The sequence below is a fragment of the Thermotalea metallivorans genome, assembly GCF_001562415.1.
GTDB classification, from domain to species: Bacteria; Bacillota; Clostridia; order Peptostreptococcales; family Thermotaleaceae; genus Thermotalea; species Thermotalea metallivorans.
This window is the reverse complement of record NZ_LOEE01000087.1, coordinates 1-22703: the sequence shown is the minus strand read 5'-3', so window position 1 is coordinate 22703 and position 22703 is coordinate 1. Positions and strand designations below refer to the sequence as shown.

General features: G+C 38.4%; 23 protein-coding genes and 2 other annotated features. Of the genes, 5 read left to right on the top strand and 18 right to left on the bottom strand.

What is annotated here, in order from left to right; genetic code table 11:
• The 10 genes from AN619_RS16615 to AN619_RS15060 form a co-directional block, all read right to left on the bottom strand.
• Window positions 1-134 (bottom strand): hypothetical protein (locus AN619_RS16615; protein WP_157065040.1); only part of this gene is annotated, 134 nt, incomplete at its 3' end.
• Between the two features lie 92 nt (window positions 135-226).
• Window positions 227-429: a binding site (T-box leader), on the bottom strand.
• Window positions 430-1951: 1522 nt separating this feature from the next.
• Window positions 1952-2143, bottom strand: coding sequence for a hypothetical protein (locus AN619_RS15105; protein ID WP_068558099.1), 192 nt, complete (start codon window positions 2141-2143; stop codon window positions 1952-1954).
• Between the two features lie 847 nt (window positions 2144-2990).
• A complete protein-coding gene (locus AN619_RS15095; RefSeq protein WP_068558097.1) occupies window positions 2991-3188 on the bottom strand; it encodes a transposase family protein in 198 nt (65 codons plus the stop codon).
• A 213-nt stretch (window positions 3189-3401) separates the two neighbouring features.
• Complete coding sequence (locus AN619_RS15090) at window positions 3402-3653, bottom strand: hypothetical protein (protein WP_068558096.1); 252 nt, start codon at window positions 3651-3653, stop codon at window positions 3402-3404.
• Window positions 3654-3764: 111 nt separating this feature from the next.
• A complete protein-coding gene (locus AN619_RS15085; protein ID WP_068558095.1) occupies window positions 3765-5279 on the bottom strand; it encodes an HlyD family efflux transporter periplasmic adaptor subunit in 1515 nt (504 codons plus the stop codon).
• Window positions 5276-7504 carry a peptidase domain-containing ABC transporter gene (locus AN619_RS15080; protein ID WP_242867424.1) on the bottom strand — a complete coding sequence of 743 codons (2229 nt, stop codon included), beginning with the start codon at window positions 7502-7504 and terminating at the stop codon, window positions 5276-5278. Before AN619_RS15080 ends, AN619_RS15085 begins: the two co-directional genes overlap by 4 nt.
• Before the next feature lie 258 nt (window positions 7505-7762).
• Window positions 7763-8671 carry a sensor histidine kinase gene (locus tag AN619_RS15075; protein WP_068558094.1) on the bottom strand — a complete coding sequence of 303 codons (909 nt, stop codon included), beginning with the start codon at window positions 8669-8671 and terminating at the stop codon, window positions 7763-7765.
• Window positions 8672-8675: 4 nt separating this feature from the next.
• Complete coding sequence (locus AN619_RS15070; protein ID WP_068558093.1) at window positions 8676-9140, bottom strand: hypothetical protein; 465 nt, start codon at window positions 9138-9140, stop codon at window positions 8676-8678.
• Between the two features lie 22 nt (window positions 9141-9162).
• A complete protein-coding gene (locus tag AN619_RS15065; RefSeq protein WP_068558092.1) occupies window positions 9163-9864 on the bottom strand; it encodes a LytR/AlgR family response regulator transcription factor in 702 nt (233 codons plus the stop codon).
• Between the two features lie 249 nt (window positions 9865-10113).
• The gene (locus AN619_RS15060; protein ID WP_068558091.1) at window positions 10114-10884 is read right to left on the bottom strand and encodes a polysaccharide deacetylase family protein; all 771 of its coding nucleotides are present in this window, start codon (window positions 10882-10884) and stop codon (window positions 10114-10116) included.
• 150 nt (window positions 10885-11034) lie between these two features.
• On the opposite strand from AN619_RS15060, the gene AN619_RS15055 reads away from it, so the two are divergent.
• A complete protein-coding gene (locus tag AN619_RS15055) occupies window positions 11035-11964 on the top strand; it encodes a Na/Pi cotransporter family protein (protein ID WP_068558090.1) in 930 nt (309 codons plus the stop codon).
• Window positions 11965-12021: 57 nt separating this feature from the next.
• Here the strand turns inward: AN619_RS15055 and AN619_RS16760 are convergent, their stop codons facing one another.
• Together AN619_RS16760 and AN619_RS15045 are read right to left on the bottom strand one after the other, a co-directional pair.
• Entirely contained in the window at window positions 12022-12114 is a 93-nt protein-coding gene (locus AN619_RS16760) for a hypothetical protein (protein WP_157065039.1), read from the bottom strand.
• A 664-nt stretch (window positions 12115-12778) separates the two neighbouring features.
• A complete protein-coding gene (locus tag AN619_RS15045) occupies window positions 12779-13879 on the bottom strand; it encodes a polysaccharide deacetylase family protein (protein ID WP_068558088.1) in 1101 nt (366 codons plus the stop codon).
• A 228-nt stretch (window positions 13880-14107) separates the two neighbouring features.
• Between AN619_RS15045 and AN619_RS15745 the strand changes: the two genes are divergently transcribed.
• On the top strand, window positions 14108-14296 hold the full coding sequence (locus AN619_RS15745) for a hypothetical protein (RefSeq protein WP_083525178.1): 189 nt from the start codon (window positions 14108-14110) through the stop codon (window positions 14294-14296).
• A gap of 17 nt (window positions 14297-14313) precedes the next feature.
• Here the strand turns inward: AN619_RS15745 and AN619_RS15040 are convergent, their stop codons facing one another.
• Window positions 14314-15003, bottom strand: coding sequence for a 4Fe-4S double cluster binding domain-containing protein (locus AN619_RS15040; RefSeq protein ID WP_068558087.1), 690 nt, complete (start codon window positions 15001-15003; stop codon window positions 14314-14316).
• 225 nt (window positions 15004-15228) lie between these two features.
• Between AN619_RS15040 and AN619_RS15035 the strand changes: the two genes are divergently transcribed.
• Both AN619_RS15035 and AN619_RS15030 read left to right on the top strand, forming a co-directional pair.
• Window positions 15229-15438 carry an alpha/beta-type small acid-soluble spore protein gene (locus AN619_RS15035; protein ID WP_068558086.1) on the top strand — a complete coding sequence of 70 codons (210 nt, stop codon included), beginning with the start codon at window positions 15229-15231 and terminating at the stop codon, window positions 15436-15438.
• Between the two features lie 167 nt (window positions 15439-15605).
• Complete coding sequence (locus tag AN619_RS15030) at window positions 15606-16136, top strand: DUF4364 family protein (RefSeq protein ID WP_068558085.1); 531 nt, start codon at window positions 15606-15608, stop codon at window positions 16134-16136.
• Between the two features lie 30 nt (window positions 16137-16166).
• On the opposite strand, the gene AN619_RS15025 is transcribed toward AN619_RS15030, so the two are convergent.
• Window positions 16167-17111, bottom strand: a complete 945-nt coding sequence (locus AN619_RS15025) for a YncE family protein (RefSeq protein ID WP_068558084.1) — start codon at window positions 17109-17111, stop codon at window positions 16167-16169.
• A gap of 156 nt (window positions 17112-17267) precedes the next feature.
• Here AN619_RS15025 and AN619_RS15020 point away from each other — a divergent pair, with 156 nt between their 5' ends.
• A complete protein-coding gene (locus tag AN619_RS15020) occupies window positions 17268-17519 on the top strand; it encodes a TIGR03905 family TSCPD domain-containing protein (protein ID WP_068558083.1) in 252 nt (83 codons plus the stop codon).
• A gap of 56 nt (window positions 17520-17575) precedes the next feature.
• On the opposite strand, the gene AN619_RS15015 is transcribed toward AN619_RS15020, so the two are convergent.
• From AN619_RS15015 to AN619_RS15000, 4 genes are all read right to left on the bottom strand, one after another.
• The gene (locus AN619_RS15015) at window positions 17576-17782 is read right to left on the bottom strand and encodes a hypothetical protein (protein ID WP_068558082.1); all 207 of its coding nucleotides are present in this window, start codon (window positions 17780-17782) and stop codon (window positions 17576-17578) included.
• Window positions 17783-17904: 122 nt separating this feature from the next.
• Window positions 17905-19203 carry a bifunctional folylpolyglutamate synthase/dihydrofolate synthase gene (locus AN619_RS15010; RefSeq protein WP_068558081.1) on the bottom strand — a complete coding sequence of 433 codons (1299 nt, stop codon included), beginning with the start codon at window positions 19201-19203 and terminating at the stop codon, window positions 17905-17907.
• A 62-nt stretch (window positions 19204-19265) separates the two neighbouring features.
• Entirely contained in the window at window positions 19266-21926 is a 2661-nt protein-coding gene (locus AN619_RS15005) for a valine--tRNA ligase (RefSeq protein WP_068558080.1), read from the bottom strand.
• Between the two features lie 24 nt (window positions 21927-21950).
• A complete protein-coding gene (locus AN619_RS15000) occupies window positions 21951-22154 on the bottom strand; it encodes a hypothetical protein (RefSeq protein WP_068558079.1) in 204 nt (67 codons plus the stop codon).
• Window positions 22155-22197: 43 nt separating this feature from the next.
• Window positions 22198-22420 (bottom strand) — a binding site (T-box leader).
• Window positions 22421-22703: the final 283 nt, after the last annotated feature.

Sequence of the window (22703 nt, the reverse complement as noted above, 5' to 3'; positions counted from 1 at the left end):
ATAATGAAGGGACCTCCTCCATTGGCCGCTGCCACCCTTGGAAACCGCCATACGTTGCCGGTTCCTATGGCCATACCGATGGATGCTGCAATGAAACCCCATCGGCTTCCCCATTGCTCTTTTTTTTCAGACATTTAACACTCCCCCTTATTTGTTGTTGCAATGCAGTCCTATCTTGTATGGTTCCCTCACAGGACCCATACAAAATAAATAAAACCCCCATCCCACAAGGGACGAGAGTTTACCCGCGGTACCACCCTACTTAGCCAATATTGGCTCACTCCATCTAATCGTAACGCGATCAGCTGCGCATGGTTTCTTCACCACATGCTCCGGAGCGGGTTCAAAAAGCTAGTTTATAAGTCTCTCACCCATGACTTACTCTCTGTAAAACATCACTTTTTTACTATTCTCCTTCACGGCATTTTACAGTATATATTTATGTTTATACACTATCATATATAAAAATTAACTCCAGGTCAATTTTATAGATTTTTTTTTATGTAAAAACTTTATCATTTGCTATGGTTTTGCAGTTTATGCTTTTTATAAAATTGTATCGGCTGGTATTTAGCATGATCGTAAAGATCAAACCAAATAGATATGGTCTCGTATCATTAGACCACTGAATTTTGGGATAAATTCTCAGATGGTACATTAGAAAGATGCTTAATCCTGCTTCATCATACTAGACTTTATAATCGTAAAAAATAACAAACCAATGGCGATATCCATTAAAAAATCGCTTGATGTTATAGATATGATCCTATTTTTGCTATAGTACAGCAAATTCCTTATCGCCAAAGCGCTTAATATAAATAATCCAATTTGTAAGATGGTATGTTTCACAATACTCTCCCTTTAAGATAATTGATTTTCTCTAATCTCCAAAAGTTAAATCACTTAGACAGGATGCGGCCCTAGCAGGATATCATTGCTGCAGTAATGCTTGTTAAGTCGACTCCAGTCGCAGTAGTCTAAAAAGTATTACTATGAGCAACTATATCTTCAATTTAACACCTGAATATCTTCCTAGAAACCAACTAGTTTTTGATGTTTGAAGATTTATTAAAGATTAAACTACTTAGTATTAGATATGTCAAAATAGTAATAACAATTACTGAAACAAAGGTTGCCAAAATTTTGGCCTCTAAAGAGAATCTATTGTTTTCGAATAGAAATATACTACCTGCTAGCATAGCAAAGGAATGTGCTTCAAGAATTGAAAATTTAATTAGCATTTTTTTATCTACTGCCTCATTTCGATTTTTCAATCTTTTGATATTCAGATATATCTGATAAGAAAAAAATTCTATTATGCTTAAGTATATTATTACGAAACTATACAAATAGAAATAGTTATGTTGTAAATTGTATAATATCCAGACCAATATAGGAATCAATGATAATATTTTAAAAATAAAAATCATTTTTTCCATATTCCAATTTTTAAACATTGCTTACATCCCCTCATTGCATATACTATTTTTGTTTTTTTCCAAGTATGACCATTTTTGAAAAGCTAAAGAACAATTTATCTCCGTCATATCCAAGACGGAGATAAACTAAATGTTTTAGTTTTTATCTTCTTCTATCATATCTATCATCAATTTTGGTTGCTACACAATCTTGAACTGCATATGACAGCATACCAATTCCTCCACCTATAATTGCACCAGCTAATGCTCCTGCCACTGTACCACCCCCTGGTACCAAAGAACCAGCAGCCCCTCCTTGAACAGCACCAGAAACAGCACCCATTGTACCGGCAACTATAAGCCCTCCAAGTGATCCTCCTCAATCAATCATCATCAGTTCATCCATTGTCATTTCTTTTAACATTGGTATTCCCCCTTTTGGTTTTCATAGCTTTGTGATTGTATATTATAATTCTCACCCTACACAACCTTTTCTCCCATCAAAAGGTTTTCTTCCTTGCTATACTTTGGGATTAGCCGCAAATCATATGTAGTGCAAGAAATATAATCCCATAGAATCTTAAGTCCATCTTTTCCCGCAAATAGTGCAGTATCTTCTTGGTTTTTGTTACGATTCTTACTTCACACGCCATCCCCATTTTTATTTTTGCTTCTTCACCACTATAGTTAACCAAGGGTCTGCTTTCAATGTCTGCTTCTACCAAATAAAAACTGCTGTTGCTGTCTTTGTTGATTTTGATATCCTTTGGGATTCGGGTAATCTTTTCTGTCAGCTCGTCATATTCTCTGTAGGAAAGGGCTAAGAAGTTGTACCTTGAGTTGTCTCCTGCTTTGAGGAAAAAACAAGGTACCTGTCCCCTTGTTTTCCCCCCCCTTGTTTTCCTGTCCCCTTGTTTTGTTGTTTTGGTCCTCTGACTTTAGTCTGTTTTCGATTGATCTATGCGGATATAAAGCTGATTAATAATATTAAGGATTAAACCAACAATAATGACTCCTAGAAAAGCTGAAACAAATACTAAAAATGGAAACCGAAAGCTACTCAAAACCAACAATATATATATTGGATAAAAAAGTCTCAGATATTTTATAATATTGCTTGTTTTCATTTATATCACCTCTATTATGTTTTTGGGTTCAACGATAAATTTTGTGATAGATAGCACACTTGCAAAGATCCTGAATTCTTCTTTAAGATAATGAAGATTTTCTAACTCCCCATATTTTGAAAAATCCGTCAGCAAATTGTCATATTCCTAAACACTAAGGTCTTCTACGTTTTTTAATATAGCCCAGCGTATTTTAAATGATTCACCTTACCGGTTTCCTGATTGTAGATAATCTATATCCTTTGGCATGTGCCTTCACTGGCACCTGCAATATTACTGACATTTTTAATAGTGTTTTTATGAGCTAGCGTAAAGATATATTGATCATAGGCAAGGTATAACGCTGATATTTTCTAATAAAAGCAAAGTATTCATCAAATGGATGTTCTGAGTTGCAATAACAGACATAATGCTTTTTTTCAAGTATGATAGCCGTAGCCATGTCTCATATAGGCAGATGCTTATATGCCTGATACCTTTTGTCATGTACGGTATCCGTGATCCCACCACAATGGGGACACGCGGCAAAATCAAAAGCAGATATTGCAAATACTTCAAATATGCCATTATTTACATTGGAACAGATTACCTCTATTCCTTGCAATCCCACTAGTTTTTGCATAATATTATAATTGGCATTCATATCCGATACACCCCCTTTTCTATTTTGAATTGCACTTAAAATCATAAGGGATGTATCGGATTTTTTGTGCCTTTTTTTCCAGTAGATTGGTAATGTCATTTATAAAAAATCTATTGTTTCGCAAAATTTGTGGTTGAACCTTTTTAAATTATGAAATATTTCCAAAATAATATAATTTTGACTAAAAATATTCTCAAAAAAGATGTTAAGTTATTATTTCCAATGGTAAAGTATAGATTGTGCAGCAAGTTCAATTGGTGCAGAAGCTAACGCGGTGGTAAAAACCCCAGATGCTCCTCCTGTGACTGCTGCTGCTACCATTCCAAGTCCGGTATAAACCACATATGACTTATATTGTTGTTTTGCTTCATCAGAAATAGTAACATCGTATTTTACTCCTCCCCTTGTTACAGTACCGCCCCCATTTACCTTCATCATTTCGCATGAATTTAATTCCTTTAACATTCAAATTACTCCTTTCAATTTTAATAATATTATAGTTTTATATATTATAATTCTCACCCTACACAACCTTTTCTCCCATCAAAAGGTTTTCTTATTTGCTATGCTTTGGGATTAGCCGCAAATCATATGTAGTGCAAGAAATATAATCCCATAGAATCTTAAGTCCATCTTTTCCAGTAAATAGTGCAGTATCTTCTTGGTTTTTGTTACGATCCTTACTTCACACGCCATCCCCACTTTTATTTTTGCTTCTTCACCCTTATAGCTAACCAAGGGTCTGCTTTCAATGTCTGCTTCTACCAAATAAAAACTGCTGTTACTATCTTTGTTGATTTTGGTATCTTTTGCAATTCGGGTAATGTGCCCTGTCAATTCACCATATTCCTTGTAAGGCAGGGCTAAAAAATTGTATCTTACTTTATCTCCTACTTTGATATGGGCAATGTCTTCATTGGATGCATAGATCTGTACTTTATAGCTGGTATCGTTATCGGGAATAATGGTTGCTATGCTGATACCGGCCTGAAGGTTATCCCCTTTGTTGATATCTGTAAAGATATTGATGTATCCGTCAATGGGTGCCCTGACAATACAGTTCTGTATATCTAAGTTAAGGGTTTTTAGGTTATTTTCCAATTGATTGATTTCTGTTTGTAGTTTGCTGATTTGGTCGTTGAGCAGGATCAGCTTTTCCGTTTTAAAATTCTGTACAGCTATGTCTGTATACGCTTGGACATGTCCTGAGGTACCGGGGGCTGCCTGCTGCAGCTGTATCTCCAATTCTTTGAGTATCCGCCGATTTTCCTCAAGACTTGATTTGAGATCTAATCTTGTCTCGTTTATATACTTTGCCAGTTCCAGTTCACTTTTTTCCTTGAAATCTTTGGCATTTTCATATTCTATTTTTGATACGGCCCCTGCTTGGAACAGTTTCTCTTGCATTGCAAAATCTCTTGTTTTCTGTTCTGTTATGCTCTGCAGTTCTTTTAGCCTTAGATGATAGGCCAAATATTTGATGTAGTATTCATTTTTTGTATCTTGAAACAAGTTTTGATTTTGTTCTATAGATGATAATAATGTTTTGATGTTCTCAATAGATGTTTTGACAGTGTTGATTTTAGTAACAACTAGATTTGCACTTTCCTTTGCTTGTTTTTGATCGGCTTCAAATTTTAGGTATTTGTAGTAATAATCCTCCTGCCCTTCGTTTTTCAAATCGAAGTAGTTCTTATTTTCCAAAATACTTTTTTTGAAGATATTTAGGTGATCCAGCTCGAGACGCTTTTTATTTAGTTCTTTTTCAATGAAATCTCTATTTTCCTGCAGCTCTGAATAATCAATGACATAGAGCAACTCACCTTTTTTCACTCTTTTTCCTTCTTCTAGGTATACTTCTTTTATTTTTCCTGTTACCATATTATTGATGGTACTAATCCGTTGGTTGGGCCGCACTACCCCGTTGGCCTTTACCACCACATCAATTTCTCCAAAGTAGGACCACAGCAGGGCAATGGCTAAAATTCCAATGAGGATATAGATAAAGATCACAGTAAAGGGATAGGGTTTACTTTCCAATAGTTCCCTACTATCTGTTATTTCATTCAGATCCAGTATGATTTCCTTCATGCAGAACATTCTCCTAGCATTTTTACTGTTTGTATAGTTTCATGATAATCAGGAAGTTGCTCTTTCCAAAGATGGTAGTATTTTTCCTTCTTCTCCATAAGGGACTTATGGGTACCACTTTCTATGATTTCTCCTTTATCCATGACATAGATCTTATCGCATCGTATAATGGTACTAAGTCTATGGGCAATAATGATGGTGGTAATCCCATCCCCTAATGCTTCCAAGGTTTTTCTTATAGCCTTTTCTGCGATGGAGTCCAGATTGCTGGTAGCTTCATCCATGATAAGGATATCCGGTTTTTTCAACAAGGCTCTGGCGATAGCCAATCGCTGCTTCTGCCCCCCAGATAAATTAGCACCGTTTTCTTCAAGCATGGTGTTATATCGTAAGGGCAATTGGTTGATAAAATCATGGGCACTGGACATCTTGGCTGCTTCGATCATTTCCTCAAAGCTGATATTTTTATTGCCTAAGCAAAGATTTTCCTTGATCGTGCCACTGAACATAAATATGTCCTGGGAAATATATGCAATTCTTTCTCGCAGTTTTTCTGTATGGATGTCTTTGATGTTATATCCATTGATGCAGATATCCCCCTTTTCGCTGGTATAGAATTTCATCAATAGTTTTGCAAGGGTTGTCTTTCCTGAACCGCTTTCTCCTACCAGCGCAATTTTTTGTCCTTGTTCAATATCAAGATTAATATTTTTGAGCACCAATTCCCGCGTTCCATACCGGAAGTCAACATTTTTAAATTCGATTTTTCCTTTTAGGGATGCAGGATTAATTTTTTGATCCTCATCCTTACTTTTCTCTAATTCAAGATCAAGAATCTCCCCCAGCCTGTCGGAAGCAACGATGGCAGTCTGCAGCATGGGTTGCAGATTGATGAGATTCTTGACAGGATCGACAAAATACACCATAAGGGAGTTAAATACTAGCAATTGTCCAACGGACATTTCTCCTTGTATCACCTTATATGCACCGGCCCATAGGATGACTACGCCGCCGATGGTTGCGACGGCATTGGTGAGAGAACCCTGGAGGTTATAGATGGTGCCGGCTTTTCGTATATTCCTCAGCAGTTTTACAAACCGTTTCTCCGTCTCAAGTTTTACTTCCCTCTCCCCATTGAATGCTTTTACTGTTTCAATGCCATTTAAGCTTTCTACCAGATAGGAAGTAAGTTTTGCATTGTTCTCCATCTCTTTTTGATTAATTTCTTTTATGGGCTTGTTAAACACCCATACAAGGACTCCATAAATAAGAAGCATCAATACGGCGATACCAAATAGAAATGTATTTTGTGCATAAAGGATAATCCCCCCTGCCATAGCCATTAAGGTATCAATCATGATGGTTAAGGTTGCTCCTGAAATTGCTTCTCTAATTTTAGAGGCATCCATAAATCTGGATATGATCTCCCCAACGTTTCTGGTGCCAAAAAAATTCATAGGTAAATCCACCACATGCTGATAGTATCCCAAAATTAAAGGTATGTCGATTCTCTGACTCAGGTATAGCAACAGGTGCGTTCGAAAGGCATTTAAAAGTATTTTGAAGACATTTAGTATGATAATTCCTGCAGTAATGATATGCAGCGTCTTTTTGAGATTATATCGAAGAATGTCGTCAACTAGAAACTTAAAATAAAATGCTCCTAGGATTCCCAATACGGTATAGACAATGGATGCAAAGAATATATTCAGTATGAATTGCTTTTGAGGCTTCAATATGCCAAAGAATCTTTTGTATAGTCCCTTTGTTTCATCACCTTTTGCAAATTGCGGATTTGGAACCATAAGGATCAAAACGCCTGTCCATATTTTGAAAAAATCCTCCGGTGCATATTTAACGATTCCCTTTCCCGGATCTGCAATAATAACTTCTTTTTTGGTAATCTTATGGATGACCACATAGTGAAGAAGGGAATCATCCATGACTACATGGGCAATCGCCGGAAGCGGAAATTCGCTGAAAAAGGCTTCCCCATCACCCCTAACCCCTTTTGCACTAAACCCAAGCTGTTCTGCTGCTTTGATAAGACCGTAGGCATTGGTGCCATTTTTATCGGTACCGGCTATTTCACGGATTTTGGTTATCGGTATTTTTAAACCATAGGTCTTGGAGATCGTTGCTAAACAGGCAGCTCCACAATCCTTTATATCATGCTGTCTAATGCATATATATTTTTCAAATTTCTTTAGTATCATTTTTACCATTTGTTACCTCCAGATATCTGCCATGGGTATAGAAAAAATTCTGTATTTTTTCATCATCTTCCCTATATGCCACTATCATAAAATAAAAATAACAAAAAAAATACATTTTAGGAATGAAAATGTATTTTAAAGGAATGAAAATATCTCTAATTTTAGGTCTAAACTCCTATTTAAAAAAAGCGGAACTCATCATATTATTCTGAAGACTCTCCATTTGAAACAGCGTAAGATCCTGATCATTTTAATAAGGATAACAGGTTAGTTCACCTTTCTGTATTTTTCATACTTCCCCACCAAAGCATATTTAGGTATTTCTATGACTATTTCAAAATAATGATTATTTATATTCACCAGGATATTTCCTTCGTATTTCTCAACCTTCTTTTTAACAATGTACAGCCCCTCTCCTCGTTTGATTCCTTTCGTCGAAAAGCCTACCTCAAAGATCTTGTCTTTGTCTACTTTCATTTTATCTGAAAAAGTATTGCTTACAATAAAACGATAGTCTATGGCATTCTCTTCCATACAAATTTTTATTGATTTTTCTTTATCTGCCTCAACCGTTTTACAGGCATCTAAAGCATTATCTAATATATTTGATAAAATTGATATTAAGTCCAAAACCGCTTGTTTGCTGCAGTGTATCCTAGAAGAGCATTTCATTTCTACCTGAATATCATTTTCTCTTGCCTTATTTACTTTCGAATAAAACAAAATGTCTAATTCTTTCATGCCTGTTTCAATATGTATGATGCTGTTAGCTATATTTTTCTGATAAAGCAGCAAATACTCTTCCAGCCGATCATACTCTTTTTCCTGTATTAATTTGAAAATAATAAGCAAATGATTTTTCATATCATGCCTGTGTCGCAGATAAATACGGTTTTCTTCTTCAATATGCTGATATTTTAAGAGATTTAGCTTCATTTCCTCTTCTTCTTTCCTTGCATCACATAAACACTTAATTACAAACACTGAACCAATATTAATCACAAAAATAATAATTGCAATAACACATTCAAAGTACTCGCTATTTTTTGTTTGAAAAAAATTAAACCTTTCAAAACAATTGTTCACAAAAAGCAGCGTAGTAAATAAAATTTGCATTGTATAGCAAGAAATGGCGATTTTATGGTTTTTATGAATTTTGATAATATTCTTTTTCATTCTATCACTCCATTGTGCTAAATATCGTCAGCTTTTTACGCTTAATAATAAATGTCAACAAAGCGAAGAGGGATATGCTAGGCAAAAAAAATGTGATCAACATGGTCAATTTACTGGTTATGCTATAGGGATCAACATCAAATGCTATGTGCTCAATATGGAAAATGATTAATTCAATGGCAATATAGGTGTAGTTGCTAATGATGACTGCAATTGTAGTATCAAATAGATTAGAAGCCTTAAGCAATCGAAAAGAGAGGATAAAAGCTATATCATAAAGAATCCTATATATAATAAAACTCGCCGTAAATGCTCTAAACACATTCAATACGATAGCCAGAAATATGGAAATACATATTTTTTTCTTATAATCTAATTGAATCCCCAGCAACGTAGATGCCAGAGTCGTTAAAATAAAATTTTCTATTGGTGAAAAAAAGATGATTCTCATGATCATCATTTTATCCAAGATACTTCCCCTCCAGCTTGTCTTAACTGTTAAGCTTTTGTCTTAATTCCCCCAGCCGTTCTTTCGATAATTGCGCCTTAAAATCCTTCCCTTTGAAAGCTACCTGAAAAGATGCTCTGGTCAATGGCATAATCGATGCGATTTTCTGTATGTTAATAATATAGGACCTGCTCGACTTGAAAAATATCTTATGGGTAAGCATATCCTCCACTTCTTTCAATGAATGATGGATGATAAGGTCCCCGTAGAAAGTATATATAATTGATCTCTTTCGAAATGCCTCTACCATATATATGTCATTTGCATTTATCAATTCAATGCCTCGTTCCGAATGAAATTGGAGCTGAGTTTGTGAAGAGCTTAACTTTCTTATTAATCGATTCAGGGTTTCCTCCAAACGCCTGATATTCAGTGGTTTTTCAATATAGTCCGAAGCATATATACTTACAGCTTCCTTTATATACATATCATAGGATGTGACAAATATAATTTCTGTATCGGGCAATTCTTCCCTGATAATTCGTGCTGCTTCCATCCCTGTCATTGCAGGCATATCTATATCTGCAATAATAATTTCTGGTCTGAAAATTCTTACAGCACTCAATAATTCCACACCATTGTCAGCCATATATATCACTTCAATTCCTGCAATTGCAGATAACTGTTTCAATAAATCTTTTGCAAGTACATGGTCATCCTCTGCCAATATGACCCTCAATCCCATATAACCTTCCCCTTAAATATTAATTTCTACAAATCAATCATCTAGCAACAACAATAATTTATACCAAATTATACATTTTGTGAAGAGTTTTTCCAACGAAAAAATATTTTTTATGCCAGCATTTTGTCTGTTCACCTCATCAAGGAGTCAAAATGCTATGACTTAAGATAAAACTACACCCATAGTAGGTAGTTTTCATTTTCAAAAAAAAGAAGCGTGTTTATGTGAAAAACAGCTCCCTTTCAAATCTTAATTTTTTTGTTTTCTCTGCATTCCCGTATGATCAATGTAATAATCCTCTTTGATGATCAACTCCGAAATGGGAACAATTTCATATCCTTGTTTTTGCAATCTCTCAATCACAAGGGGAAGATACTCCAGTACATATTTTGCATTGTTATGAAAAAGTACAATGGAGCCTTTCTTTACATTTCTCGTTACCCTATCTACCACCGGTTGTGCACCCAACTCCTTCCAGTCCAGAGAATCCACATCCCATTGAATGGTATAGTAACCGTTTGCCTTAGCTGTTTCAATCAGCCGATTGCTATAGTCTCCAAAGGGAGGACGGAACAGGGTGGGTCTTTTTCCTGTGATTTTTTCTATTTTGTCGCTGGTTATATTGAGCTCATTGGCGATTTGTTCTGCAGAAAGTTTGGACATGTGGGGATGGGTATTAGAGTGGTTTTCCACGTCATGTCCCCGATCATGAATCTTTTTCACAGCGTCAGGATATTTATCGACCCAAAAGCCAACCAGAAAGAAAGTAGTCTTTACATTGTATTTGTCAAGGATATCTAAGATTCCGTCAGTATATTGATCGCCCCATGCTGCATCAAAGCTGATGGCAATTTTTTTCTCCTCTGTATCTACACAATAGATAGGTAAGAGTTTATCCCCATTGAACACGGCCAATAATTTATTCCCAAATTCCCCTGAATATGCAAGAGCTGCCCCCGCTAGCACCGTAAATAGCAAAAAACTTAGGACCACTTTTTTATTGATAACCAATATTTTCATCCCTATTCCCCCTCCGTTGGCAACTATGGTTTCTATATTAAATTTATTCCGGATTTTTGGTTATATGCCACAAAATATTTTTCTTTTACGCATAGAGATCATATTCTCATTATAAACATAGTATGGAATACATTTTTAGGGGGAAATCTTATGCTGCCTTCTCTTGCCCTAGGCCTTATTTTCGGGTTATTGATCTTTTTTGCGGGAATCCTCATCATGTCCAAGGCAGTCACCAATACCGCCAATCAACAGTTCAGAAAATGGGTTTCATTCTTCACCGGCAATCCTATTTCAGGCATCCTTGTGGGGACCATCATCACAGGAATCACCCAAAGCAGCAGCGGCACTACCGTCATGGTGGTCAGCCTTGTGAACAGCGGTGTTATGAACCTCTATCAAGCTACGGCCATTATTATGGGGGCCAATATCGGAACTACCTTTACGGCCCAATTGATTAGTTTTGATTTTTTTTCCATTATTCCTCATTTGATGTTTATCGGTGTGCTTCTCTACCATCTTCATTTTCATCCGACCATACGTCAGTTGGGGAGATTCACCTTTGGTTTTTCTTTACTATTTCTCGGCATCCAGTTAATGAGCCGTTCTTTGGAGCCTTTGAAAGATATGGCAGATTTTCAGCAGCTGATGCTGTCCATTGAAAATCGTCCCTTTCGGGGTGTCCTCATTGGTCTGTTCACTACCGCCATCATCCAAAGCAGCAGCACAGGCGTGGCCATCCTTCAAAGCTTAAGCCTTCAAGGCTTAATCCGTATCACTCAAGCCATGCCCATCATATTGGGACAAAATATAGGCACCTGTTTTACGACCATTCTTTCTGCATTGGCCGTAGATAAAAACGGAAAAAGAGCTGCCATTATTCATCTTCTTTTTAATATCGTTGGGGTGATTCTTCTCTATCCTTTTATGGAACAATTTTCTTACTGCATTGCCCGTTTAACTCCCCTAAACCCCGTCCGCCAGATTGCCAATGCCCACACGATTTTTAATATCATCAATACTATCGTACTGATTCCCTTTATCCGGCAAATGGTCTGGATTTCTCAAAAAATAATAAAATAGCCCCAGATCCGGGGCTATCTAAAAATTTCTTGTAATGGATGGATACACAAATGGACATTATGGATTGGTTTCATCCTCCAGCCCACCGTAATCCTCCTTTAGCTTTTTGAAAGCATTGACCAGCCTTTGCGGCAAGGGTATGTCCAACATGGCAATATTTTCTGCAATACTGATTCCTTATACAGATCAAAAATCATAGCAATCACATACCACTGCTTGTTTTGCAGATACTTAGAAATGATGATTTTCCACTCCACGGTATCTAAAGCATAGATGGTTTTCTGGATTCGATTGATTTTGCTTTCATATAATTCGATCTGTTTTGTAATTAAATTCTCCCGGTCTATGTTGTACATTGCCGTGTCCTCCGCCGCGCGATTGATTTTATAGGTAGGCGCCGTCTTCATTACTGCATAATCCACAACCTTTATTCCCCCTTCCAAGGCAATTTCCTTCAGCTCCTCCTTTAATGCTTGCATATGAGTTTCCAGCAGATAATAGTTTTTCAGGCATTGTTCCGTCATTTTATAATATCTTTCTTTTACTTTCATGATTTTCCCCACCCCTTTTGTCTGATTCTCCTGTTCACTTTCTTATAGTAATCATGGCTCATCGCTTCCTTGACAGACAGGCCTCGCTGCTCCTCTATGATGCTTTTAGTAAACACCTATAGTTTTTTCTTTGTCTTGTCATTCAATAGATCTCTAATCTTTGTCAATATTTTTCACACCTCATAAAAAAAGAATCCTTTTTCCTAGGATTCTTTTCCAAATACAATAGCTTAATCTTTCATTATATTCGACTGCAGAGTCCTTTATTCATCTGGGCTATAGATCTTGAGTTCCCTGTTTCCCACCTTGGAAGGGTCAATGGCTTCCTTAAAATTTTCCGGTATTGTTATCACATTAGGATCTCCATCGGAAATAAATCTTGTCCTGCTCCCCTTATCGAAAAGGACCAGCCAATCATACAGTCCTACGTTTTGTACGTATTTCTCCAGCTCGCTGGCACGGATCCGGTGTATAGCCAAAGGATTGAAATCCTTATGATAAGGTGATTTGTCGGGATCCCAGCCTACATTGAGGACAGCGATATTTCTATAGTCAACTCCCTCATAACTTCCCGCTTCCAAATAAGGGTACAGACTTTTATCTTTAGGTCTGGATCCAAAGGGCAAAGCCAAGGTATTAACTTCATAATCCGGCAGATATCCTTTCACCATCTTCACGAGCCCTGCCAGTTCTTTTTGAATTTTTACAGCATCTGCTTTGGTAAAGTCTGCATGGGTAGCTGTATGATTGCCGATGTCCATGCCCTTTTCCACAATATATTTTAATTTATATTCCAAATGCTCTTTTTGCCCGAAGGGAATATTATCATTTATAAAAAAAACAGCTTTTAAAGGAAAATCAGGATGCTCTTCATGGAATTTTTCTAATATTCCCACGGCGCTGTTGGGATCAACAATCCATTCTCCCCGGTCGTTTTGGATCAAATGAAAATTGTTTTGCCACCCGTCATCAAAGGTCAGTACAACAGGTGTATATCCTGCTTCTGTGGTGATGTTCCCTGTCACATAATCCTTTAAGCTGATGGGTCTGTACCCTTTCTCGTACAGGGTTTGCAGATCCTTTCTGAAATTATCCGGTGTCCTTGTCCATTCGGCCTCAGGTTCTGCAATATGATGATACATCAAAACCATAATTTGCCCTGCCTCATTAGGTTTGACCTTCTGCAAATCGATTTTTTTCTTTTCTTCCACCGGTATTTCCTGCTGTGGGCTTCCGGTATTTTCACCTTGCATTCCCGGCTGTTCCGTATTTTTTGCTGGATTTTGAGAGGCCGAGCTGCTGCAGCCTGCTGCCAGGAGCATGGTTGCCATGAATAACGCAATAAATTTCTTATTTTTTCCCACAACGAAGTCCCCCTCTTCTTATGTCTGCATTTTCATTATATATCAGGTCTGTCCTCTTTTCCAGTGAAAGAATTATACCAATCATTTCCTATGCTGATATTTTAGTGTTGTTAAATTTTGTAAAAACCTATTGAAACTCTCGCAACATATTTTCTGTATCTTTTGGCCAAAATAATTATAGGTGCCCTATTCGCCGTATCTATTTTTCGAGAAAGGAAGTGTATCCATTTGTCTACTATCAGGAGTCAGTACACTACCATCAAAGGCGAAAGAACAGAGTTAGGCAGAAGAACCTTCAAAGTAGAAGAAAGACACTTTCATAGGGAAGCGAAATCACAGCACGCCCAGTTGGAAAGTGTTCATCAACATGGCTCACGAAAAGACGTAAAAATAAAAATTCATAGAAAATTAACTTAGGGTAGAAATACTCTACCCTATCTTTTTATGATTTTATTTCCTTGAGGACAGGTTTTGATACAAATTCCACAAACAGATCCTCTGCCGATATGCTGATAATGTGCATGCATGTGCATACTGCAGGCCCGAGCATCCACCATCTCCTCCCTAGGCATTCCCGGATACCACAGACCACCTCTGAGGGCCATAGCAGGACAAGCTTGTACGCATTTTTTGCAGGCGCCACACTTCGATGCAACAACAGGTGGATCGTATACCACATCCATATTGGTCAAGACGGTTCCCAAACGTACCCTAGGTCCATATTCTTCTGTGACCAAGCATCCATTTTTGCCGATCCAACCCATACCGGACCTGGTGGCAGCCGTTTTATGCTGGAAAACTCCCCTGTAATGCCTTCCGTCGATATTTACCGATTGGGAGGCGGCAATAGCCATAGCCAAATATCCCCATTCCTGAAGCTGCATAGTAATCTTTAAAGTAATCTGATCTATGAAGAAGTTGACCGTCCGATAGTGATGAAAATATGTGTGGGTGGGAGCTTCTTGAATTTGGCTCATAATTTCATCAGATAAGCGTACTGCGATGGATATGCCCGTTTTCAAATGCTTGTATTCTTCTGGCAATACGTCTCCTAAATCAGCATACCCAACCTTTGACGCTCCCCATTCCATGATTTTATTTTTTAGTATCCATCCTTGATCCATTTTCATCTCACACCTTTACAAATTCATTTCACTATCTATTTTATAATGTTTTGGGGCAATGTAACAGTGCATTTTTTGGATAAACTTATAGTTATGTGCAATACTTCCAGGAATCATACATCCTAGCATAAAATTCTAACATATTTATTTTCTATCCTGGTTAAATTAATAATACAGCATCAAAAGATGCTGTAGAAAAATAATACCATACAGGAGGGATAATCAATGGCTAACAACAACAGAGTAGTTGTTCCTGAAGCAAGAGCTGCATTAAATCAAATGAAATTAGAAATCGCAGGGGAGCTTGGACTTTCTAATTATGATAAAATAGATAAAGGAAACTTAACTTCAAGACAAAACGGTTATGTTGGTGGTTATATGACAAAACGATTAGTTGAAACTGCTGAAAGAACCTTAGCCGGAAGACAATTCTAGTTATAAAACCAATAAAAGGAGAAAGGATTCACCCTTTCTCCTTTTATTATGGAATAAAAATAAGCATCCTTTCGGAAAAACTTTTTGTGGTCCTTTCCTAAGGATTCTGTGCTATAATTGATTATATATCAAAAATATTCTACACCAGCACAGGAGTAGGTGAATATATGTTGTACAACAATACACAACAACAGGCAGAACACAAGTTGATCCTATTATATATCATGGATGAATTCGGCATCCCCCTTACCAATACGCAAATTACTCAATTTGTGATGGAAAAGGATTATATGAATTATTTTTCCCTGCAGCAGTTTTTGGGAGAACTGGTTTCTGCCGGCATGCTAGAATACAGTGCCGGTGAACAGAATTATTTTTATTTGCTTACAGAAAAAGGGAAAAATACCCTTCAGTATTTTAAAGATCGACTATCTGCAGAAGCACTGTCTTCTATTCAAAAAGCAGTAGCATTGAAAAAACAAATGTTTTTAAAAGAAATGCAAATTACAGCCGACTATATGAAGAAAAGGGAGAATGAATATATTGTAGATTTAAAGGTCGTTGAAAATGACATTACCCTGATCGATTTAAAACTGAATGTGGCTTCCAACAAACACGCCAAACAGATCTGTGAAAAATGGAAAAATGAAGCACCCACTTTATATGGGGAAATCATTCATTTATTGATTCAGCAGTAAACCCTTTATTTTCTGAGAAAATAAAGGGTTTTATATACATAATATGCCATTGGGCTCCAACCCAATCCTTATATGTTTTAATACTTTTCCCTTCCGTAAATCTATGACTGTCAGCGTATTGTCTTGGACATTGGAAACAAAAAGATATCGATTCTGCTGGTCTTTGCTGATACTGCTGGGCATTCTGCCTACATGGATTCTTCCTGCCGGTTTTTTATCTTCCAGACACAATATATTCACTACATTCAGCTCAGCATCGGTAATATACAAATGTCTTTCCTCCTCATCCAATACTGCTTCGATAGGCATCTTGCCTATTCTCACCCGATCCATAACTTTTAAGGAATCCGTATCTAAAATGGTGATGCTGCCTCCTTCTATGGTTGAAAAGCTTGTGTTGACGACATACAGCATCGTTCCTTTTTTATTCAAAGTTAAATGATAAGGATTCAGATGCACCCTTACAGATTTTTCAATATCATTGGATTCTGTATCAATCACGGTAAGAGAATGGGTATCTAAGTTGGTGACATAAAGTCTCTGCCCGTCTTTGCTAAGTTTGATGTCATGGGGCATGCCCCCCACAGATATTTGTGCCTGCAGCCTCCTGGTTTCCAGATCGATGATGGAGATGGAATTGGAATCTGTATTGGATACATACAAAGTTTTATGTCTTCTGCATATTTCCATATGGGTGGGACAGCTGCCTACACAAATATCATCGATGACTTTATCCAGGATCAGGTCAATGACACTAATGCCGGCAGAGTGGGAATTCGTTGTATACAGATATTTTTTATTATAGTCTATGGCAATGTGATGAGGACCTAATATTGGTTTTTTTATACTTCTAAAATAAAGGCCATCATTCAGCAAAATCCTACACTTCTCCTTCATCTCTTGAAAGTCTACAACGGATATAGTGTCTTCCCCCATATTGCTTACAAAAACGACATTTTCAAAGCTCGCTACCATCCCATCACCCCATAGCAAAGTTCCTTTTTCCTGTTTTCACCACTTTATACCATAGTATGCTTAAGACCCATTGTTGTGAATTCTTTTTATTGACCTTTCCTATGGGATATATTAATATATTGAATAGATTATCTATAGTATCATGGGAGGTTTCAAATGTACATTTATAAAACAACAGGTGTTTGCTCAAAAGAAATTGAATTTCATGTGGAGGGCTCTATTCTGAAGGAAGTGAAATTCTATGCAGGATGTCCCGGAAGCCTTCAAGGCATCAGCAAATTAATTGCAGGAATGCATATCGACGAAGCCATTGAAAGGCTGCAAGGAATTACTTGTGGTGAGAAAAACACTTCCTGTCCTGATCAGTTGGCAAAGGCTTTAATACAACTGAAACAAAAAATTGCTTAGTTGTAGAAATCTCAAGGGTTTGTCTACAAGCTAAATCGCCCATACAGGCGATTTTTTTATTTATATAGTATTCTATTGTAAAGAATCTCCTTGGAGCATCTCAGTTTTCTCAGCTTTGCTTCCCGAATGAGCTGATCGCAAAACCAGAGATTTTCTCGGTCATAGAGATTCAGTTCCTTCATTTGGTCAAAGGTGTGATAAATGAAATGGATCAGTTCACAGTCCTTCATTCTTTTGTAGGGTCTGAATGTCAATATCTTCATATTTTCTCCCCCATTCCTATATTCCTATTATATTCCTTGGGGGAGAAAATATGATTGGCTAGCCCTTATAGCTATCCAAATTTTGGTATATCCTTTTCTATCTGTCCAAAGGTCGCTATTTTTCATATGCAGCTTCTTAAGATCCTCCTCACATCACCAATCATGTACAAAGACCCGCAAAAAATCACCACATCTTCCTGGGAAGCCAGCTTCATGGCTTCTTCTACGGCTTCGCCGATGTCTTCCTTTTTGATCGCTTCTTTTTGATAGGGAGCCATCCTTTGGAGTAGCTTGTCCGGTTCCATGGCCCTTGGATTCTTGGGCTTTGTCACAATTACTTGATCTGCTAGGGGAAGAATCTCCTGCAGCATTCCTTCCACATCTTTATCTCCAAGCATCCCCATGGCAAGAATGATTCTCCTATCCTTATACAAAGTCCTTATGGCTTTGGCCAGGGATTTCATGCCATGAACATTATGGGCCCCATCAATAATCACCGTAGGTTTCCTCCCCATTACCTCCAACCTGCCGGGCCAGTTGGCCTTTTGAAATCCTTTATACAGGGCTTCCTTGGAAATAGGCACATGGTGGACTTTTTCCAAAACATGCAAAGCCGTTAAAGCCACAACAGCATTTTGAATTTGGTGCTCCCCCAGCATAGAAATCCTGAGTTTTTCTAATTTTTCCTCTCCGTAGGGCCCATGAAAGCACTGTCCTGCATCATCATACCGCAATACTTCCACGGAGTCTACGGGTGCTATGGAAAGAGGAGCATCCAGTTGCCCGCATACATCCTCAATGACTTTTAAAGCCTCCGGTTTTTGGGGATAAGTGACTACTGGGCAATTTTTCTTGATGATGCCTGCTTTTTCATAGGCAATTTTATCCAAGGTATCTCCCAGATAGTCCATATGGTCAAAATCAATGGGTGTAATCACAGAAACCATAGGGTGATCTATTACATTGGTAGAATCACCTCGCCCTCCCAATCCCACTTCTAAAACCAGATAATCCACGGCTTGTCTCTGAAAATATTCAAAACCTATGGCCGTAACCACCTCAAATTCCGTAGGATGATTTTTTCCGTGGGACAACATTTCCTCCACCTTTTCCTTCACAAAGGCTGTGATTTCCGCCAATTCCTCCTTGGGGATATTGACCCCGTTGACTCTGATTCTCTCCGTAAATTCTTCAAGATAAGGAGATGTATACAACCCCACCTTATATCCTTGTGCCGCCAGTACCGAACTGATATAGGCACAGGTAGACCCTTTGCCGTTGGTCCCTGCCACATGGATCACCTTTAATCCTTGATGGGGATTTCCCATGAGATTTAGCAGATAGAGAATATTCTCCAGTCCCAGCTTACTGCCAAACTTATATATCCCATGGATATAGTCCAATGCCTCTTCATAATTCATTTTCCATTCCCCCATTTCATATATCCTTCGAATGATAGCCGGATCAGAGATCCGGCCCTTTCCTAATTTATTTTTTTCTTCATTTGCTCCAATCTTTCTAAAATCTTTTCCATCATTCTTTGATAATTGGCTTGTTTTTCCTTCTCTTCTTCAATCACTGCCTGGGGTGCCTTCCCTAGGAAACCTTCATTGGAAAGCTTTCCATTGACACGCTTCAGCTCACCCTCCAATTTTGCCTTTTCCTTCTCCAATCGCTCTATCTCTTTTTCAAAGTCCACCAAGTCATCCAGGGGCAAGAATATCTCCGCTCCCCTTGTAACAGCAGACATGGCATCTTCCGGAATATCTTTTTTGTCCTTTGTCAATAGAACTTCCGATGCACCGGCCAAGGTAATCAAATATTCTTTTCCCTGTTCCATGGCTTCGTAGACTTCATCGGAAACTACGGCTATCACCCTTGCCTTTCTGGACGGGGCTACATTCATCTCTGAACGAATGTTTCGAATGCTGCGAATGGCTTCCATGATCATTTCCATCTTCTCTTCCTCTTCCGGGTAGTTCAGCTCCTGCCTATATTTAGGCCAGGATGCAATCATGACGCTATCTTCCTTGGTGGTTGGCAGATGCTGCCAGATCTCTTCTGTAATGAACGGCATAAATGGATGCAATAGCTTCAAGATATTCTCCAACACATAGGTCAGCGTATAAAGGGCTGCCCTTTTTGTATGGATTTCTTGCCCATAAAGACGGGGCTTTACCAATTCTATATACCAATCGCAGTATTCGCTCCAGATAAAGTCATAGACCTTTTGCACAGCCATACCCAGTTCGAATTTCTCCAAATTTTCGGTGATTTCTTTTCCTACGGTGTTCATTCTTGATAAAATCCATTTGTCTGCCAGGGTATAATAAGGAAGGTTTTCTTCTTCCTTGAGTCCTTCTTCATTTAGATTCATCAGCACAAATCTTGTGGCATTCCATAATTTATTGGCAAAATTTCTGCTGGCTTCAACCCTCTCCATATAAAAGCGCATATCATTTCCCGGGGAATTTCCGGTAGCCAATGTAAATCTCAAGGCATCGGCCCCATACTGCTCGATGATATCCAGGGGATCAATCCCATTGCCTAAGGATTTGCTCATTTTTCTTCCCTGGGCATCCCGCACAAGACCATGAACAAAGACATATTTGAACGGTACATCCTGCATCTGCTCCAACCCGGAAAATACCATTCTAACCACCCAGAAGAAGATGATGTCATAGCCTGTTACCAGCACATCCGTCGGATAAAAATATTTTAGCTCCGGCGTATCTTCCGGCCATCCGAGGGTAGAGAAGGGCCACAGGGCAGAACTAAACCAAGTATCCAGCACATCTTCATCCTGTTTCAATTGCCCACTATGACACTTATGACAATGCTTAGGCATACTTCTAGCCACCATGATCTCGCCACAGTCCTGGCAATAGTATGCAGGAATCCGATGGCCCCACCACAACTGCCTTGAGATGCACCAGTCTTTGATATTTTCCAGCCAGTGGAGATATACCTTGCTGAATCTTTCCGGCACAAATTTCAGCTTGCCATTGTGGATGACCTCAATAGCCGGTTTCGCCAGCTCCTCCATTTTCACAAACCATTGATCCGATAGCCTTGGTTCTACCACCGTATCGCAACGGTAGCAGGTTCCTACATTATGCTGGTGCTCTCTTACTTGTATGAGATAGCCCTGCGCTTGAAGATCCTTCACCAAGGCTTTTCTGCATTCGTACCGATCCATTCCCTGGTATTTGCCGGCATTCTCATTCATTGTGGCATCTTCATTCATCACGGTGATTTGGGGCAAATGATGCCTCAATCCTACCTCGAAGTCATTGGGATCGTGGGCAGGCGTAATCTTTACGGCCCCCGTACCAAATTCCTTATCCACATACCCATCGGCAATCACAGGAATCTCTCTGTTCACGATGGGAAGAATCAGTGTCTTGCCGATAAGATGACGATATCTTTCATCTTCCGGATGAACGGCAACGGCCGTATCTCCCAACATCGTCTCAGGTCTTGTGGTAGCAATTTCGATGTATTCATCAGAATCCTTTACAGGATATCGAATATGCCAAAAATATCCTTGCTTTTCCTCATGTTCCACTTCTGCATCCGACAAAGAAGTCCTACAATCGGGACACCAGTTGATCAAACGGTTGCCCCTATAAATATATCCTTTTTCATAAAGTCGTACAAATACCTCTGTTACGGCATTGCTACAGCCTTTATCCATGGTGAATCTTTCCCTTGACCAATCACAGGAATTGCCCAGCTTTTTCATTTGTTCCACAATTCTTCCGCCATATTCTTCCTTCCAGGCCCATGCCCGTTTGAGGAACTCTTCTCTCCCCAACGCTTGCTTGCTGAGGCCCTCTTCCTCTTGAATCTTTTCAACAACCTTTACCTCTGTGGCAATACTCGCATGATCCGTGCCCGGAAGCCAAAGAGTCTCATAACCTTGCATTCTTTTCCAGCGGATCAGTATATCCTGCAGCGTATGATCCAAAGCATGCCCCATGTGCAGTTGTCCTGTAATATTGGGTGGGGGCAGCACAATGGTAAAAGGCGTCTTATGGGCATTGACTTCAGCACGAAAATAACCTTTTTGAACCCACTCATCATAAATTCTTTTTTCAAAATCCTGAGGATGATAGGTTTTTTCCAAATTTTTTACCTCCATGAAAAGCACTCCCTTCTTTTTTCACTAAAATATCCTTAAAAATTCTAGATGCCTTGGAAATTCACCTTGGAAAAGCACAAGGGTTCCTATGACTGCACAAAGTAATCCTACAGCCTTGATCCATAAAATCGTGTACTGTTTTTTCACGGGAATCAGCCTTACAATCAACTTTGCCCCGTAGACGAATAGTGAACCCACCAAGATAAAAGATATGCCCATGCCAAACATGCTTTTTCACCTCGATTCTAAAAGAAAAACCCTTCCATCCTCATTTAAGGACGAAGGGTTGCTCGCGGTACCACCTTAATTCCAGAAGCTTTTCTGGCCCTCTCATCATCTGTAACGGGATTGCCCGGCTAAACCTAATACGGCGTTTCTCGGTTCAGCAACTCCGAAGCTACCTTCCATCACACTTGCCTAAGAAACCTTTCAGCCGACGGATTTCTCTCTCTGCAGGCAGTAATTGATCTACTCCTCTTCTTCAACGTCTTTCAATAAATATTTGTTTTCCACTATTATATATGATATTTTTCAAAAGTCAAGACGGTTTTATAGTCACGTTTGTGTCAAGTAGAAGTTTGCAATTTTTTTTATTGCCTCATCCTGTATAGGATTATAAATGTTATATTATTATAATTTTTCTATATTATTATACCACTTTACAAGTTTGACTAAGCTACCTGATCTTTGTCAAGGAAGCTCTGCACAGCTTCTTTAACGGTTGAATAAATTTTGGCACTTTCGAAGCTGGATACGAAAGTATCAAATATTAATTCT

Bases quoted from the DNA above. Each gene is read 5' to 3' on its own strand.
- AN619_RS15080 (WP_242867424.1), bottom strand. From the start codon at position 7,504: ATGGTAAAAATGATACTAAAGAAATTTGAAAAATATATATGCATTAGA.
- AN619_RS15030 (WP_068558085.1), top strand. From the start codon at position 15,606: ATGTTGTACAACAATACACAACAACAGGCAGAACACAAGTTGATCCTA.
- AN619_RS15025 (WP_068558084.1), bottom strand. From the start codon at position 17,111: ATGGTAGCGAGCTTTGAAAATGTCGTTTTTGTAAGCAATATGGGGGAA.
- AN619_RS15005 (WP_068558080.1), bottom strand. From the start codon at position 21,926: ATGGAGGTAAAAAATTTGGAAAAAACCTATCATCCTCAGGATTTTGAA.
- AN619_RS15060 (WP_068558091.1), bottom strand. From the start codon at position 10,884: ATGAAAATATTGGTTATCAATAAAAAAGTGGTCCTAAGTTTTTTGCTA.
- AN619_RS16760 (WP_157065039.1), bottom strand. From the start codon at position 12,114: ATGTTGGACATACCCTTGCCGCAAAGGCTGGTCAATGCTTTCAAAAAG.
- AN619_RS15020 (WP_068558083.1), top strand. From the start codon at position 17,268: ATGTACATTTATAAAACAACAGGTGTTTGCTCAAAAGAAATTGAATTT.
- AN619_RS15040 (WP_068558087.1), bottom strand. From the start codon at position 15,003: ATGGATCAAGGATGGATACTAAAAAATAAAATCATGGAATGGGGAGCG.
- AN619_RS15090 (WP_068558096.1), bottom strand. From the start codon at position 3,653: ATGTTAAAGGAATTAAATTCATGCGAAATGATGAAGGTAAATGGGGGC.
- AN619_RS15085 (WP_068558095.1), bottom strand. From the start codon at position 5,279: ATGAAGGAAATCATACTGGATCTGAATGAAATAACAGATAGTAGGGAA.
- AN619_RS15095 (WP_068558097.1), bottom strand. From the start codon at position 3,188: ATGAATGCCAATTATAATATTATGCAAAAACTAGTGGGATTGCAAGGA.
- AN619_RS15075 (WP_068558094.1), bottom strand. From the start codon at position 8,671: ATGAAAAAGAATATTATCAAAATTCATAAAAACCATAAAATCGCCATT.
- AN619_RS15065 (WP_068558092.1), bottom strand. From the start codon at position 9,864: ATGGGATTGAGGGTCATATTGGCAGAGGATGACCATGTACTTGCAAAA.
- AN619_RS15055 (WP_068558090.1), top strand. From the start codon at position 11,035: ATGCTGCCTTCTCTTGCCCTAGGCCTTATTTTCGGGTTATTGATCTTT.
- AN619_RS15035 (WP_068558086.1), top strand. From the start codon at position 15,229: ATGGCTAACAACAACAGAGTAGTTGTTCCTGAAGCAAGAGCTGCATTA.
- AN619_RS15015 (WP_068558082.1), bottom strand. From the start codon at position 17,782: ATGAAGATATTGACATTCAGACCCTACAAAAGAATGAAGGACTGTGAA.
- AN619_RS15000 (WP_068558079.1), bottom strand. From the start codon at position 22,154: ATGTTTGGCATGGGCATATCTTTTATCTTGGTGGGTTCACTATTCGTC.
- AN619_RS15010 (WP_068558081.1), bottom strand. From the start codon at position 19,203: ATGAATTATGAAGAGGCATTGGACTATATCCATGGGATATATAAGTTT.